We start from the raw sequence: 15,367 nt of genomic DNA, 5'->3' as shown, positions 1-15,367 counted from the left end.
AGGACAAGATCATGGAATTTATGAAACAGCTGGAAGTGTGGTTTCTGGTCGGCAGCCAGCACCTGTATGGCGCGACCACCTTGAAGCAGGTCGCCGATCATGCCCATACCATGACCAGCCAACTCAACGAGGGGGCCGGGCTGCCCATCAAGATAGTGCTCAAGCCCACCGGCACTACCCTCGATGAAATAAGCAGCGTCGCTCGCGATGCCAACCACAGCGAGCAATGCGTCGGGCTCATGGTGTGGATGCACACCTTCTCCCCCGCCAAGATGTGGATCCCGGCCCTGAGTCAGCTGCAAAAGCCTCTGCTGCAATTTCACACCCAGTTCAACCGCGATCTGCCCTGGAGCGAGATCGACATGGACTTCATGAACCTGAACCAGACCGCCCACGGCGGGCGCGAGTTCGGTTTCATGGGGGCCCGCCTGCGACTGCCACGCACAGTGGTGGTCGGCCACTGGCAGGATGAGGAAGCCAGGAGCAAGATCGGCAACTGGATGCGCATCGCCGCCGCCATTCACGACAGCCGCCACATGAAAATCGCCCGCTTTGGCGACAACATGCGTAACGTGGCCGTCACCGAAGGCGACAAGATTGAAGCCCAGATCCAGTTCGGCTATCAGGTCAACTATCACCCGGTCGGCGATCTGGTGAAGATCATCGATGCCGTGCCCGCCGCCGATATCGAGGCGCTGCTGGCCGAGTACGAACAGAGCTATATCCTGACCGAGGCGGTGCAAGCAGGTGGGCCACTGCGCGCGTCCCTCTACGAGGCGGCGCGCCAGGAGCTGGGGATGAAGAAATTCCTCACCGAGGGCGGTTTTGGCGCCTTCACCACCACCTTCGAGGATCTCTACGGCCTGCACCAGTTGCCGGGGCTGGCCTGCCAGCGCCTGATGCAACAAGGCTTCGGCTTCGGGGCCGAAGGGGACTGGAAGACGGCGGCCCTGCTGCGCACCATCAAGGTGATGGGGGCAGGCCTTGCTGGCGGCACCTCCTTCATGGAGGACTACACCTACCACCTGGAGGCGGGCAACAACCTGGTACTGGGATCCCACATGCTGGAGGTGTGCCCCTCCATCGCCGCCGACAAACCCGTTCTGGATGCCCAGCATCTGGGGATCGGCAAGAAGGCCGACCCTGCCCGTCTGCTGTTCGCGGCGCCAGCCGGCAAGGCGGTCAACGCCAGCCTCATCGACATGGGCAATCGCTTCCGGCTGGTGGTCAATCAGCTGGAGGTGGTGGACTTGCCAGAGGCCATGCCGAAATTGCCGGTGGCGAGCGCCCTGTGGAAGCCCCTGCCGAGCCTTCAGACCAGCGCCGAGGCCTGGATCCTGGCGGGCGCCGCCCACCACTCTGTGTTCACCCAGTCGGTAGACATAGAGCAGCTGCGCACCTTCGCCGACATCATGGGCATAGAGTTCGTGGTGATTGACGAGCACACCCGCATCCCCGAACTCAAAGAGACGCTTCGCTGGAACGAGGTCTACTACAAGATCTGCCACTGACCCACTTCTAAGGCCAGCAGCCACCAGCATGACAACAGCCCCGCCAGCGGGGCTGTTGCTTTTTTGATGGGGCAGACAGATGTCACCCTGTCAGGGAAGGAACTGACGGCGATCAGGGATGGTCGCGGCTCTCCAGCAGCCAGTGACAGACCCGCTGCACTCCCTGGCGCTGGCTGTTGGGACGGGCAACCAGGGCATACTCGTGATCCGTGCTGAGCACCGGGGCAAAGGGGGCTACCAGGGCACCGCTCTCCAGCTCCTCGGCCACTATGGAGGGATCCCCGAGGGAGAGGCCGAATCCCTGCAAAGCGGCATTCATCGCCAAGTCCAGGGTATCGAACAGCTGGCCTCCCTGGGGCTGCCAGGGGGTGGCGATGAAGGCGGCAAACCAGTTGCGCCAATCCCGCCGATCGGCGCTGGCATGGAGCAGGGGCAGCTGGGGCAGCTCTTCTATGGTGCGCTCGAACAAACGGTGCTTGGTGGCAAAGGCGGGGGCACAGACCGGGGTCAGCCGCTCCCGAAACAGGGGCTGACTGTGGGGATAGCGCGCCAGACAGGATTGATAGACGATGGCGAGATCGAAGGGCTCGCGGGAGAAATCGATGCCGTGGCTGTGACTGCCGCGCACTTCGACTGCCTCCCCCTCGAAGTCCTGCAACCGTCGCAGCAACCAGCGGCTGGCGCAGGAAGGGACCTTGATGCTGATGGCCTGCTCGTGGGGCAGGGTTTGCAGGGCGCAGAGCCCCTCCCCTATGCGGGCCAGCCCCTCACGGACGAAGGGCAGCAGGCGCTCGGCGGCCGGGGTCAGGGCCAGGCAACGGGTACCTCGTACGAAGAGCAGGTGGCCGAGGCGGGCCTCCAGCTGGGCAATCTGCTTGCTCACCGCCCCCTGGCTCACGCACAGCTCGTCAGCGGCCAGGGTAAAACTCAGGTGGCGGGCAGAACACTCGAAAACCTGCAAGCCATACAGGGGCAACTGGCTGCGGGGTTGGCTGGACAACATACAAGCCTCCATGCTTGAGAAAAACTCATGCATAACATGCCGAATAATCCGTTGTCCGGCAAGAGAGCGAGGACTAAAAAGGGACATCTTTCAAACACTCAGGTGACGACGTCATGTCTTCCCCCCGCATTGTCAGCAAACTGCCCCAGGTGGGTACCACCATCTTCAGCGTGATCGGGGATCTGGCCGCCCGCCATCCCAGCATCAACCTCTCCCAGGGGGCGCCGAGCTTCCCCTGCGATCCCGAGCTCATCCGGGTGACTCACGAGGCCATGCTGGCCGGGGAGAACCAGTATGCCCCCATGACGGGGCTGCCCGCCCTGCGCGAGCAACTGGCGGCCAAGATAGGGACCAGCTATGGCCACCACTATGACGCCGGCGAGGAAGTCACCATCACCGCCAGCGCCAGCGAGGCCCTGTTCTGCGCCATCACAGCTCTGGTGCACCCGGGGGACGAGGTGATCATGTTCGAGCCGGCGTTTGACAGCTACCGCCCCATGATCCAGCTGCAGGGGGCTACTCCTGTGGTGATCGCCCTCAAGGCACCCCATTTCGCCATCCCCTGGGATGAAGTGGCGGCCCGCATCACCCCCCGCACCCGCATGATAGTGCTCAACACCCCCCACAACCCCACCGGCACCGTCTGGCAGGCAGGGGATCAGGAACACCTGGCCCGCCTGGTGCGCGGCACCGACATCCTGATCCTCTCGGACGAGGTGTACGAGCACGTGGTGTTCGACGGCGCCCTGCACCAGAGCGTGATCCGCTATCCGGAGCTGGTGGAACGCTCAGTCGCCGTCTTCTCCTTCGGCAAGACCTTCCACGTCACCGGCTGGCGGGTGGGTTACTGCGTGGCGCCCCGCCCCCTGATGGAGGAGATCCGCAAGGTGCACCAGTTCGCCATGTTCGCCGCCGACACCCCCATGCAGTACGGCTTCGCCCACCTGTTGCAGCAACCGGCCCACTACCAGGGATTGGCAGCCTTCTACCAGCGCAAGCGGGACCTGCTGGTCTCGGCCCTGGCGGAATCGCGCTTTACCCTGCTCCCCTCCGCCGGCAGCTTCTTCATGCTGGCGAGCTACGAGCGGGTAAGCGACGAACCGGACAGCCTCTTCGTGCAGCGCCTTATCCGAGATCACGGGGTCGCCACCATTCCGGTCTCCGCCTTCTATCACGACGGCACGGATCAGCGGGTCATCCGCCTCTCCTTCTCCAAGGATGACGACACCCTGCTGGCGGGCGCCGAGCGCCTGTGCGGCGTCTAGGAGGCACCATGGACTCAGTACGCGTTGCCGTCCTGCAGATGGTGTCCGGGGATACTCTCGACCACAACCTGACCCAGGCCGAGGCGCTGCTGCGCCGGGCCGCGGCCCAAGGGGCCGAGCTGGCCCTGCTGCCCGAGTACTTCTACCTGATGCCTGCCGACGAGCGGGCACGGGTTGCCCTGGCCGCCCCCGTGAGCGATCACCCTCTGCTGGCCTGGGCCCAGGAACTGGCACGGGAGCTTCACCTCTGGATCCTGGCAGGCACCCTGCCCCTTGAAAGCGATGAGCCCGGCAAGATGCACAACAGCAGCCTGCTCATCGACCCGAAAGGGGAGCTCGTGAGCCGCTACGACAAGCTGCACCTGTTTGGCTTTTGCACCGTGCAGGAGCAGTATGACGAGGCCGCGACCATGAGCCCGGGCCGGGAGGTGGTGAGTCATCCCCTGCCCTGGGGGGTGCTGCGCGTCGGGATCTGCTACGACTTGCGCTTTCCCGAGCTATTTCGCCTGAGCCCTGCCCCCGATTTCATCGCCCTGCCCGCGGCCTTCACCCATACCACCGGGCTGGCGCACTGGGAGCTGCTGCTGCGGGCCCGTGCGGTGGAGAATCTGGCCTTCGTGCTGGCCTCAGCCCAAGGAGGTGAGCACCCCGGCGGGCGCCGCACCTTCGGCCACAGCATGATCATCGATCCCTGGGGCCGGGTGCTGGCCCAGGTAGAGGAGGGTCAGGGCATGGCCATCGCCACCCTGGATCTGGCGGCCCAGCGCCTGGTGCGCAGCCAGCTGCCTGCCCTCACCCATCGCAAGATAGCCGTCGGCATCTGAAGCCGGCATCCTTCACGACCATTGGCATGACGCCACAGACGCCACAACTGCAAGGGAATGACCATGAAATTCAATACCGCAATGATGCTGGTGGCCCTGGCCACCGCCGGCCAGGCCGCCGCCAAACCCCTGGTGATAGCCACCGACGCCACCTACCCTCCCTTCGAAATGGTCGACAGCAGCGGCAAGCTCGGCGGCTTCGAAGTAGATCTGGCCTATGCCCTGTGTGAGGCCATGAAGACGGAGTGCGAGGTGATCAACCAGCCCTGGGATGCCCTGCTCCCCGGCCTGCAGGTGCGCAAGTACGACGCTATCATGTCCTCCATGAACATCACGGACGAGCGGCGCCAGAAGGTCGCTTTCAGCCAGGTCTACTACATGATGCAGAACCGCTTCGTGGGACGCAGCGACAAGGCGACCGACTTTGCCGACACCCCTGAGCACTTCAAGGACAAGGTGATAGCGGTGCAGGAGGGCACGCCCCAGGACAACTTCATCACGGCCCGCTACGGTGACGTGGCCAAGATCAAGCGCTACGTCAACGCCCAGTCCCCCATGCTGGATCTGCAGTCCAGCCGAGCCGACTACACATTCGGCAACATGGTGCAGTTGAAGGTCGGTTTCCTCGACAAGGAGATGGGCAAGCAATTCGCCTTCGTCGGCCCACAGTTCAACGGCACCCAGGACAAGATCCTCGGGGAAGGAGTGGCGGTGGCCCTGCGTAAAAACGATGACAAGCTCAAGGGCCAGTTCGATGCCGCCATCGAGAGCGTCAAGGCGGATGGCACCTTCGACCAGCTGCTCAAGAAGTATCAACTGGAAGACCTGCTCTGATCCCGACGCCGGGCATCTGTCAGGCCATACCTTGCATGCCAGTCGACACCGACTGGCATTCTTTTACCCGGGATCTGCCGGCAAGGCGGCAAACTGCCCTCCTTTAAGCAGGCAGCCTGTCACCTCGACGGGGGAGAGCATGGTCTGATACCAATAGCAGCAAGCACTATCTGCCTTCTGACCTCGATCCTTCCCTTGCAACCCTCTGTGCAAGCGAAAAAGAGACTTCCGCATAGGGATTGTTCGGTAATAATTTCGTTGTCTGTCGCATTTCAAGGAGATGGAATGGAACTCCCCTCTGTGGTCACCTCGATTCTGGCTATTGCCCTGCTCTTTTTGGGTCCCTTATTTTTACTGATTGGCGCCATGACGTTTATCATGAAGAGGTACAAACGGCATCACACCAGCCCTTTGACCCGGGATCTGCTCAGGCCGGCAGGCCATACCCTGCAAGAGCAAATTGATGATCAGCGGATCGATCTCTTCGGCCTCATATTGATGACCCCCTTGATGCTGCTCATGGTCGCCCTGCTGGCATTGTTGCAAAACACCCTCGACGGCACTCGGGTATCACTCAACCAACTAGTCATTTTCGGGGTAATGGCAGCAGGTGCCTTTAGCTACTTCTCCTATCGCACCTATCAGGTCATCCGACGCCTACAGCATCTGAAACTCGGCTATGCCTGTGAGCTGGCCGTCGGTCAGGAGCTCGAATACCTAGTCAGGCCCAAGGATCACCCCTATCGGGTCTATCACGATATTCCGTTCGATGGGTTCAACATCGACCACCTGATAATTTCCCCCAATGGCGTCTTCGTTGTCGAAACCAAGGGGCGATCCAAACCCATCAATGACGGTACCAGGCAGTTCAAGGTAAGGGTGGAAAACAATGTGCTGCACTTCCCAAATCATGTAGAAACCGAACCGCTGGATCAGGTTAGGCGCAGCGTTACCTCGGTGCGTAACTGGCTCAATAGCGCCACGGGTACAGATGTGCCGGTGGGCGGGATCCTGGTGCTACCCGGCTGGTATATCGAATTGTGTCAAAAGACGACCGCCCCCTATGTCGTCAGTGCAGCCGCACTACCCAAAGTCTTGCCCCAGTTGAGAGTAGGCACACTGGAACTGGCACATATTCAAGCTATTGCCCATCAGGTGGAGCAAAAAGTAAGAGACATCGCCAAATGACACCACAACAATCAGCCCAATAAACCAGCAGCCAGACGAGCTGCCCTTCGTTCTGCCTGCGCTATGGTTTACCATGCAGGCAATTGTGGTGCAGGGCACCGCTCACTCAGGTACTTTGGCGCCGTCGCCATCCCGGACACCCTATCTCGGAACTTATGAGCAAAACAGCACAATCCGGCATTGAGCCCACCTTCTATTTCCACGTTTTGCAATATGTCTTTTTTAATGACCTGATTTATAAAGGTTTATGGCTCTAACGCTGATGAGAGTGGTACACAACTGGGACGTGGTGAAATTTGAGGGGCATTGCTACAGATAGTAACACTCTTCGACTGAGCAACTTAACCGACAGGATTTCATCCGTTTTTGCCGTACGTTTTTTCCGTAATAAAACCAAGCCAGACCCGTCCAGCTGTTTCATATTTGAAACACCACATGCAGAAGTTCGTGGGCATAAACTGCAGAAGTTCATTTTCCTGTTATATTTAAATCACTTGCTGAAGAATTCAAACAACCTCACTCGAGCCTGAAAGGCTCCCCATGTAGAAAGCCCCCACCAGCAGACAGTAAACAAGCCGCACTCGCTCATCCCACCCCAGCAATACGTTCAGCATGACTGCGGTAGTCGTTCCCAATCCCGGGCTCAGTGAAGGACAACAGGCCATTATTGCCAGAGACTATGCCATGACTGAGAACCTGCTATTGATCAGCCAACGGATCCCCTTAGTACATTACGCATTGGAACGGATGCAGGTGAGCTATAACGGTGAACACCAACAACATCCCTTGCTCTACCCGCTGGTGCTGGCCAACCGGGACGAGCTGATCAAGCAAGGTTGCACCTTCAAGCTCAAGAGCGCGGATTTGCAAATACTCCCACAGTAGGAACAATAGAAATATTGTGTGAAAAAAGCCCATAAAACAATGCCAGTCAGGCCTGACTGGCATTAGACACTACAATATCACTCATTTTTATTCTTGTTCATCTATGCCAGTCATTGTTGGAGGCGCAGACAGATTTCCACGTTGATCTTAACAAACTCATCCCAAGAAATTACCTCCGCCAACTTGACACGATAGTAGTCTTCCACTCGACAGACGAGGGGACGATTTGCATAGATTGTGCAATTATGGCTCTGCTCGTTGAAATAACGGCAGACACCATTACCAGCATCCAGGAAAACAGTTTGAGGGCTCTCACTCACCCTACGACAGCACTGACCACAGGCGGAGCAGGGAAATGGGGTCAATACTGGTTGCATGGCAATTCAAGCTACTTGCAGACGAGTAAGGAGATCCTGTGCAGCCAATGTGGTAGCCCGGATCGCATTATCCTGCCCGCTGGCGGCAGTGAGTGAGGTTTCCAATTTTTCACTCATCTGAGTAAATCGAGGATCAAGTTCAGCACGAACAATTGTGCGCATCTCCATATCAAACTGACTGCTGAGATTTTGAGCAATATCTTCTACTTCCCGCTCGAAGCGTTCACGTTCGCGCTGCATTTGCTCATATTGATCCTGCATTTGCTTGTTCGCGGGGTCACCTTGATAGAGATCCCACATGGACATCAGCACGGTAATGCCCGTACCGACATAGGGGATGTATTTTCCAACGACTTTAGCACCAATTTTTTCCATTGTTTTTGGCCCGACCCCCTTCATGAGTGAAGGAAACCACTCTTTAGTGAGCTTGAGAGCTGAAATGATATGCTCCGGTTTTGCCGCCCCGCTCAACGTCTTAAACCCTTGACCAATCATGTCACCATCAATACGTGAGAACACGCTCTCACGAGGCGCTCTTGATGCATCGTGTTGTTCGGTGAATGAGGGAATATCGGCTTTGCTGTTAAGATTTAGTTGTTCCCTGTCGAGCGCAGCTTCCAAAATCTCGATCTCGTCTCTGAAGCTGGAAACGAGGTAATTCAGCTCATCCTCAAGGCTGAGTACCACCTGAGAGGAAGCCTCTTGATAGATCTGTTCGATGATAGGCTGAGATTGTGAGGGATCTTGCCGAATTGCACTCTTGCTACGCTCATAAACTTGTTTGCTACTGCGGCTTATCTGGTTTGACACTTCGTGACGGCAATGATTCTGATCTTTAACTAGGCGCTTGAGTAGTTCGTCATATTTGCGCACCATGTCACTGCTGCTCGAATTAGACAACTGAGCCAGAAAATCACTCAAAAAAGTCTGTAAAGTATTGGCTAACCGTTGATTTACATCATTCAGGTCAATGCTGCCAATAAAGTCGTTTAGCGCAGTTTCCAGCTCCGGACAACCACTATTATTGACAAGGCCCTGTTGACCAGAAAGTTTTCCTTTCAGTGCCCGCGCTGCATTAACTCGCATGATGGGGATATCCTGCAATACGCCGCTCATGCCTCTGTCCGCCGCCAGAACCTGTAAACGGGAGCGAGTCTGATCCTTAAGACGGATAAAATCTTCCTGCCCAAGTGGATTTTTTTCGTTGAATACCAAGAACAGTTTCTTTTTTTCCTCCAGCAGATCGATCAACTTTTTCAAGGTCTTTTCTTCTTCTGCCGCACCAGACGGATTGACCACAAAAATGATGGCATCGGCCTTCATCATCTGTACCTTGGTTACCTCCTCATGCTCAAGCGGGGCATCGACACCAGGCGTATCTAGAATGGTGTGATTGTTCCAGCGATATGCTCCCACCGTGCTAGTGAGGGGTATATCTCCAGTGGGGGCAGACTCCTCACCAAGCAGAGCGTTGATCAAAGTACTTTTACCCGCGTTATATATGCCATATACCATGACGCAAATCCCGGGAGTCTGCAGCTTGTCTTCAAACTGAGTGATAACAGTCTCAAATTCCTTCTGCATAACTGGGTAATCGGCAATCAATTGACTAGTCAGTTTATAGGTATCGTAAAGCTGACTGGATGTAATCTGCATAATGAAACCTCACTAATAACGTTCACATTGACATCAATACTATTTCTGAATTTTTTGTTGTGCTGTCTGTTTGAGTTCCTCGAAACCCAGCTGGGTACGAGTGACCTCTTGGGTCAGTACCCGAGCAGTTTGCAGTGCAGCATCGAGCTGACGCGTTAACGAAAAGTCAGCGTGCTGACGAACAGTTGCCTCAATAGCCTGAGCGTAGGCGGTATGTGTCTGTGCAAGGAGCTGTTCAAGGTTATCTCCGGTGATCACTTCAACCTCACGCATGCTGACCTCGGCACCTCGGCCAGCAACACCACCAAGGCTCCCACCTACAGTGGCCCCAATGGCAGCCCCTGCGGGGCCACCAGCAACGAAGCCCAAACCAGCACCAATCAAAGTCCCAACTCCACTAGTAAGACCACGATTCCCCTTTCGCACTCCCCCTGGGATCTGCTCCATTGCCTTGTCGAGGTTGAAATCGGGCAGCTTCAGTGCAGCTGCGTGCCAGGTCTTACTGACGGCATCTTTAAAATCCTCTGTTATCTGAGCGAAGACGTTACTTAGCGCCTGCCCGATCACACCTTGCAACAAACTGTCCCAGTTACGATGAGCTTTACGCAGCGCCACATTCATCAGATATTCTTCGTTGCGCCGCCCAGCAAGCTCATCAAAATCGATATCGATCGAACGGCGCATCGTGGCCTGTGCAACGCGAATTTCCCGCGTTACAGCCTTAGGTACATCTGCCTGTAACCTGCTAATTGTCGTCTCGAGCTCAGCGATCAAATCCTTATAGGGTGATAACTCCATCTGGCACCCCTGCATAAAATTATAAAAATTTTGCATGGGCACATTTTTTTTCAACCGTAGCCCTTTATCTTGCGAGATGCGATGCAATGTGGAGAAAAGTTGCCCCATACCACTATCAGCCAGTTTTTCAAAATCATTGGCATGCTCCTGCGCATACCGAGCCGAAATAGAAAGCAGATGATTGCTGTTGATAAAACCTAGTTCGCGGGAAATAACATCACGCTGATCCTGTCGACGCTCAGCGCTCTTCATCTGCACCGTGACCTTGATCTCTTCAAGCTCATCATCCCAATACTCATCATTGAGGTCACTGCCAGTGACCAGGATCAGCATCTCTTTACCCTGGGTATTAAGGCTGCGAATTTCATTAAGATCGCTGGCTCGGCCCGGTGCATCGGAGCGCATGGTATAGAGAATAAGGTCGGCGTGTTCCACATAATCTTGGGCGAGACGACCATTCTGTTCGTTCACCGAGTGCAGGCCAGGTGAATCGACCCAGGTCAGGCCAGGCAAACGAAAACCTTGTATCGAGCTGGTTGCTTCGGTGGCGCCGACGCGAAACTCCCGACGATTCAAAGCCTCATCTTGGCTATCGCCGTTTGAGGCACAGGTATTTTCATGGGTGAAATAACTTGGATGGCTATCTGTGGGTAGCGCCTCTTTAACCCTCTGGTCGGGGTCAGTATGACCCCAAGCCATGTAATTACCTAATGAGCTTTTACCTGACTTCACCTTGCCATAGATAAACACCAGTAGAGAGTCGTTAAACCCCTTACGAAACTTGATGCCCTTATCACGCTTGCTGATCTCATTATTCCAAGCGGTGTCGGTAGCTGCGACTGCCGAGAGAAATCCCTTAAGCTGGGTGCTCAATGGATTATCATTTGGCAAATTTTTTTGGGCGGTAGTAAGGTGTGTCTCCATATGACGGTGAAACTGTTGACGTAGATCCGTGAATTGTTGATCGAGCTCACGCGCTTCAGCCAACGACGTCTCGAATTGCCCCTGGAGAGCATGAAACGATGCAATCAGGTTTTCGCGTAACATAACCTCAGACATCTAACTCCCCTCTCAACGCTTGCACAGTTGATCGCGTTTGTTTTCTAGCCGTTGACGTACACTTTTCAATTTACCTAAAACCTCTTCTGCATTATTAATCTGACTATGAGCATCATAGATGGCAGGATCGGGTTGCAATTCAACCTGATACAAGGTTTCAAAACGGGTTAGACTGTCTTTGGTTACTTTATCCATAAAATCTAGTTTGTAAGCAGTGATAAAGGGTGTTCTTATTTGGCGAGCCCCTTTGAGCAAGTCGGCGCAAAATGCAGGTACTTTGGTATATTTCACCTCAACCAAACCATCCAGCAGTTGTTTAAAATCACCTGTTTGCTCTTCACCTTGCTCTACATATTTTCTGAGCGTCGCTTGTTTCCGCTCTTCGAGAGCTTTAGCCTGCCGCGCCTGTTCGGCCCGTTCTTCTGCTTCACGCTCACGCCTTCTCTCTTGGCGCGCTTCCCATTCACGCTCTTCCTCTTCCTCTTTGAGCTTTTTTGCCGCATATGAAACGGCACCGACTACTGCTGCACCGATTAACCAAGGTAGTGCCATATTTTTATCTCCTTAATTGTTAATTAATTGAGCGGTAGTAGTTTCGAGTATTTTCTAATGCCACATCAAGGGTGGTTAACGCATTGTTAAATGCGTCAAATTCTTTCGCCAATGTTTTTTTGGTCGCAACTATAGTTTGTCGGAATGCCAACTCACATTGCTCTATTTCGGTGATGATGTCATCTAAAGCTTGACGCTGGCGACTAACCTTCACCGCCGAATAATCACCCCTGATACTATTTAGATGTACTTTCAAATCATCTATATGGCTAGCACGAACCAAATTATCTTCTTTTTTCTGCACCCCTTTATGGAAACGAGTTCCGGATATTTTGAAAAAATCAGGCTGAAAACCAAGATCTTGTTGGCACTGTTCCAATATACGTTTTTCAATAGTATTGATCTTTTCTCTATCCTCACAGTCTATTTTGCTGAGAATAATGATGATATTCTGTTCGGCATACTCACCAAAGGACTCTTTTAGAGCGCGTAAAAAATCCATCTCTATTTTCTCCAGCTCACCCTGTGGCTGATGAACAAACAAGACAATATCAGCCTTGGCAGCACCTTGTTGTGCCACAAAATCATCTTCTTGGTTCGCATCCAGCCCTGGAGTATCAAGAAAAATATATTGTTCGGTCTCAAACTGTTTGAGCTCTGCAGTTTCACGCACATCACGAGTTCGGAAGCACTCAGTCTGAATATGGTCAGTAAGCATATTAAGCAAGTAACTCTTACCCGCATTCATCAATCCCCAAGCAGCAATTGTTGGCTTACTTCCACCGAGCTCTTGTTGCAACAGATTGTTTGCTCTACTAAACAACACCTGCAGTTGTTCTTCTTTCATATTTAAACCCCAATTTATTAAGACCTAGCCTTATGAAACAAATATTATTTCCCTAGTAACTTACACCCATATCAAGAACTATTTCAGCATTCGTGTATTTCATATACATCTGTTGTGCCGCTCCCCATCAAAAGGATAGAAAGCCCTACATTCCAAACCAGTACTCATGGCTGGTTTCGAGTGGAATAATACTACACCAAAAGGCTCCTTTCGGAATCAGTGTATAAAACCACATGTCACATTTTCAGGCAGAAGTCAGCGCAAACCAGACGATCGCCCACTACAGGCTCCGGATCTAGAGTAGAATACCCAAGTAACTGCGGCAGTCGTTCCCAATCCAAACCTTAGTCAAGGGCAGCAAGCCATCATCGCCAGCGACTATGCAATGACCGGGAACCAACTATTGATCAGCCAACGGATCCCCTTGGTACATTACGCATTGGAGCGGATGCAAGTGAGCTATAACGGCGAACACCAACAACATCCCCTGCTCTACCCGCTGGTGCTGGCCAACCGGGAGGAGCTCATCCAGCAAGGCTGTACCTTCAAGCTCAAGAGTGCAGACCTACAAATGCGACCAAGTTAACCCTGGCGCCATGATGTCCGGCTTCTCGGCACATCCGGCAAGGAGAGATAGAAATAAGAAAGGCTCCCGGCGTGGCGGGAGCCTTGACTGTAATAACATCCGCGACTGCGCATTTTATTAAATCGTTTAATCGGAATTCGTATTTTGGGGACTCCCGTAATGATTCCCGGCAACACTCATAACATCTGGGTGCTTTGGCGACTCACCATGCCAACGCAGCTTGGCCACCTTGCCATAATGATGAAAAAAGGTATTGGTACAAGGCTTATCAACTCATTTTAAGCCGGCGAACCAAACCGCAGATAACCAAAGTCAGCAGTGAGATCGGGCCTGTCGAACCACCGCCACCGTTGTCGCCACCATCGTTGCGACCATCGTCAGTCTTGGCACCTTGCACAGTGATAACGATTGGCTGGGTAATCACGTTACCGCCAGTACCGCTACGCAGGCCGAGGGTGAAGCTCTTGGCACCAACGAACGCCAGGTCACGAGCAGCCACGCGCACTGTGTAGGTCGGATTGCCCGTAGCATCCAGTGCAGTCTGTCCAGTAGTCGGGTCAAAGCGCACCAGTTGCGAGATACCATCGTTGTAGTGCTGACCCACTACAGCGCTACCTGATTCACTATACAGTTCAACAGAGAGGCGCTTGCCTGCTGCATCAGTACCGGAGGCAGTGATGGTAACGTCGATATACGGCTTCGCATTGGTCAGGGTAGTGCTGTCTACTTTCATTGTGAAAGTGCGGCCAGCAACGTCTGCACTCGGCATGACGCCTGCACCAGTGCCTTTTGTCCATCCGTAGTAAGCACGGAGGTTACCATCAGGCATCGTCAACAGGCGAGCGGCATCAGGGCTGTCAGGGTTGTTGTAGAAGTTTTGGAGCAAATACTTCTCGCTTGGGCCGTAAGGGTAAATATCCCCTTGCTCAATGGCGGAAGGACTGCCACCGAACATGTTGTTCTTGGTCAGATCACCGTAACCACACATCAGACGACCCGCCCAGATGCCTCCTTGGTCGCAGAATCCTTCCGCATTTTTACGGTTGTAAAGATCTTCTGCGCCGAACAGGTGGAAGGCTTCATGTGCGTAGGTATCAGCGGTAGTGTCATAACGACTTACCATAAAATCAGCGCCGGAAGTAGCCATCCCATCAAACTTGCCATCAGTGCCGCCCTTGGTGGAAATCCACATGTCGGCACCAGAGCTGTGCGCAGCGAAGGTCAGGTCTTGAATGTCCTGCTCGTTGGTGCATACACCGTCCCACAGCGGAGGCGGCATGATGCCGAAGTTCGGGCCATAAGAGCTACGAACACCGATAACCTTTTCGTTGAGCAGAACAACCGCGGCTGAGTAGCCTGTTTTACACGTCAGGTTCAGGACGGTATCGCTCATAACGAGGATCTGCTTCACCTCGAAATGCAGGTTCTCAGGATTGCCATTTTTGACGATGCCGGTGCGCTGACTGGTGTAATACTCGTCCATAGCCGCTACGCGCTGGTGAATGGTGTTAAACACTTTTTCGGCACCATCTTGATCAACGATGGATTTAGGAACCAATACGTTTACATCAATAACCGTAGTGGCCATCACCGCATTGCTTGCAACCAAGGTTGCAGCCATAAGGAGTAGCTTTGACATCAATAGTTTCTCCGGAACTAGTATAACCATATGAAACCGCAAGCAATACTCTAACGAATCCAGCTTGCAATGCGTGACATGATGTTTTAAAAAAACATCATGATTTGTGAACGAATTCACAATCCCATAAAACACAAAAACTTTATTAATTCTCAGCTTAACGCCCACTTTATTACCCCCTCGTGGCTAACCTATTCAATCACTTTTACAACTTTACCAATAATGAATAGAGCCCCCCTTTGACTTAACAACACGAACACACTCTATACCCAACCATTGAGAGCTAAAACGAGCCAAAATTGTTATTGAAATTTACATGTCATAACCATAAGCCAAATTGTTC

Annotated in this window: 13 protein-coding genes; 7 read left to right on the top strand and 6 right to left on the bottom strand. The window is 53.8% G+C overall.

Translation table 11 applies throughout. The features are described 5' to 3' along the window. Positions 1–11: 11 nt before the first annotated feature. Positions 12–1,511, top strand: a complete 1,500-nt coding sequence (araA, locus tag GWQ29_RS07080; RefSeq protein WP_113721788.1) for an L-arabinose isomerase — start codon at positions 12–14, stop codon at positions 1,509–1,511. Positions 1,512–1,623: 112 nt separating this feature from the next. Here araA and GWQ29_RS07075 read toward each other — a convergent pair whose 3' ends face one another. Continuing rightward, complete coding sequence (locus GWQ29_RS07075) at positions 1,624–2,514, bottom strand: LysR substrate-binding domain-containing protein (RefSeq protein WP_275919086.1); 891 nt, start codon at positions 2,512–2,514, stop codon at positions 1,624–1,626. A gap of 113 nt (positions 2,515–2,627) precedes the next feature. On the opposite strand from GWQ29_RS07075, the gene GWQ29_RS07070 reads away from it, so the two are divergent. The 5 genes from GWQ29_RS07070 (at position 2,628) to GWQ29_RS07050 (ending at position 7,510) form a co-directional block, all read left to right on the top strand. Continuing rightward, complete coding sequence (locus tag GWQ29_RS07070) at positions 2,628–3,779, top strand: methionine aminotransferase (protein ID WP_275919085.1); 1,152 nt, start codon at positions 2,628–2,630, stop codon at positions 3,777–3,779. 8 nt (positions 3,780–3,787) lie between these two features. Then, a complete protein-coding gene (locus GWQ29_RS07065) occupies positions 3,788–4,603 on the top strand; it encodes a carbon-nitrogen hydrolase family protein (protein WP_275919084.1) in 816 nt (271 codons plus the stop codon). Positions 4,604–4,666: 63 nt separating this feature from the next. After that, complete coding sequence (locus GWQ29_RS07060) at positions 4,667–5,437, top strand: ABC transporter substrate-binding protein (RefSeq protein ID WP_275919083.1); 771 nt, start codon at positions 4,667–4,669, stop codon at positions 5,435–5,437. 285 nt (positions 5,438–5,722) lie between these two features. Continuing rightward, entirely contained in the window at positions 5,723–6,625 is a 903-nt protein-coding gene (locus GWQ29_RS07055; protein WP_275919082.1) for a nuclease-related domain-containing protein, read from the top strand. Between the two features lie 612 nt (positions 6,626–7,237). Next, a complete protein-coding gene (locus GWQ29_RS07050) occupies positions 7,238–7,510 on the top strand; it encodes a hypothetical protein (RefSeq protein ID WP_275919081.1) in 273 nt (90 codons plus the stop codon). 383 nt (positions 7,511–7,893) lie between these two features. Here the strand turns inward: GWQ29_RS07050 and GWQ29_RS07045 are convergent, their stop codons facing one another. The 4 genes from GWQ29_RS07045 to GWQ29_RS07030 are packed head-to-tail and all read right to left on the bottom strand — an operon-like array spanning position 7,894 to position 12,799. After that, positions 7,894–9,543, bottom strand: coding sequence for a GTPase (locus tag GWQ29_RS07045; RefSeq protein WP_275919080.1), 1,650 nt, complete (start codon positions 9,541–9,543; stop codon positions 7,894–7,896). A gap of 39 nt (positions 9,544–9,582) precedes the next feature. Then, a complete protein-coding gene (locus GWQ29_RS07040) occupies positions 9,583–11,400 on the bottom strand; it encodes a dynamin family protein (protein WP_275919079.1) in 1,818 nt (605 codons plus the stop codon). A gap of 12 nt (positions 11,401–11,412) precedes the next feature. Continuing rightward, entirely contained in the window at positions 11,413–11,952 is a 540-nt protein-coding gene (locus tag GWQ29_RS07035) for a hypothetical protein (protein WP_275919078.1), read from the bottom strand. Positions 11,953–11,971: 19 nt separating this feature from the next. Continuing rightward, on the bottom strand, positions 11,972–12,799 hold the full coding sequence (locus tag GWQ29_RS07030; protein WP_275919077.1) for a GTPase: 828 nt from the start codon (positions 12,797–12,799) through the stop codon (positions 11,972–11,974). A gap of 385 nt (positions 12,800–13,184) precedes the next feature. On the opposite strand from GWQ29_RS07030, the gene GWQ29_RS07025 reads away from it, so the two are divergent. Next, entirely contained in the window at positions 13,185–13,385 is a 201-nt protein-coding gene (locus tag GWQ29_RS07025) for a hypothetical protein (RefSeq protein ID WP_275919076.1), read from the top strand. Between the two features lie 268 nt (positions 13,386–13,653). Here GWQ29_RS07025 and GWQ29_RS07020 read toward each other — a convergent pair whose 3' ends face one another. Next, complete coding sequence (locus tag GWQ29_RS07020; protein WP_275919075.1) at positions 13,654–15,192, bottom strand: SVAGG family GlyGly-CTERM protein; 1,539 nt, start codon at positions 15,190–15,192, stop codon at positions 13,654–13,656. Between the last annotated feature and the right edge of the window lie 175 nt (positions 15,193–15,367).

This window comes from Aeromonas sp. 2HA2, from assembly GCF_029237345.1.
Classification (GTDB): domain Bacteria; phylum Pseudomonadota; class Gammaproteobacteria; order Enterobacterales; family Aeromonadaceae; genus Aeromonas; species Aeromonas salmonicida.
The sequence above is the reverse complement of the archived record's forward strand: the minus strand, read 5'-3'. Positions and strand labels throughout refer to the sequence as shown.

Excerpts from the sequence above, each read along its gene's own strand:
- araA (WP_113721788.1), top strand. The coding sequence starts at position 12 with ATGGAATTTATGAAACAGCTGGAAGTGTGGTTTCTGGTCGGCAGCCAG.
- GWQ29_RS07075 (WP_275919086.1), bottom strand. The coding sequence starts at position 2,514 with ATGTTGTCCAGCCAACCCCGCAGCCAGTTGCCCCTGTATGGCTTGCAG.
- GWQ29_RS07070 (WP_275919085.1), top strand. The coding sequence starts at position 2,628 with ATGTCTTCCCCCCGCATTGTCAGCAAACTGCCCCAGGTGGGTACCACC.
- GWQ29_RS07065 (WP_275919084.1), top strand. The coding sequence starts at position 3,788 with ATGGACTCAGTACGCGTTGCCGTCCTGCAGATGGTGTCCGGGGATACT.
- GWQ29_RS07060 (WP_275919083.1), top strand. The coding sequence starts at position 4,667 with ATGAAATTCAATACCGCAATGATGCTGGTGGCCCTGGCCACCGCCGGC.
- GWQ29_RS07055 (WP_275919082.1), top strand. The coding sequence starts at position 5,723 with ATGGAACTCCCCTCTGTGGTCACCTCGATTCTGGCTATTGCCCTGCTC.
- GWQ29_RS07050 (WP_275919081.1), top strand. The coding sequence starts at position 7,238 with ATGACTGCGGTAGTCGTTCCCAATCCCGGGCTCAGTGAAGGACAACAG.
- GWQ29_RS07045 (WP_275919080.1), bottom strand. The coding sequence starts at position 9,543 with ATGCAGATTACATCCAGTCAGCTTTACGATACCTATAAACTGACTAGT.
- GWQ29_RS07040 (WP_275919079.1), bottom strand. The coding sequence starts at position 11,400 with ATGTCTGAGGTTATGTTACGCGAAAACCTGATTGCATCGTTTCATGCT.
- GWQ29_RS07035 (WP_275919078.1), bottom strand. The coding sequence starts at position 11,952 with ATGGCACTACCTTGGTTAATCGGTGCAGCAGTAGTCGGTGCCGTTTCA.
- GWQ29_RS07030 (WP_275919077.1), bottom strand. The coding sequence starts at position 12,799 with ATGAAAGAAGAACAACTGCAGGTGTTGTTTAGTAGAGCAAACAATCTG.
- GWQ29_RS07025 (WP_275919076.1), top strand. The coding sequence starts at position 13,185 with ATGACCGGGAACCAACTATTGATCAGCCAACGGATCCCCTTGGTACAT.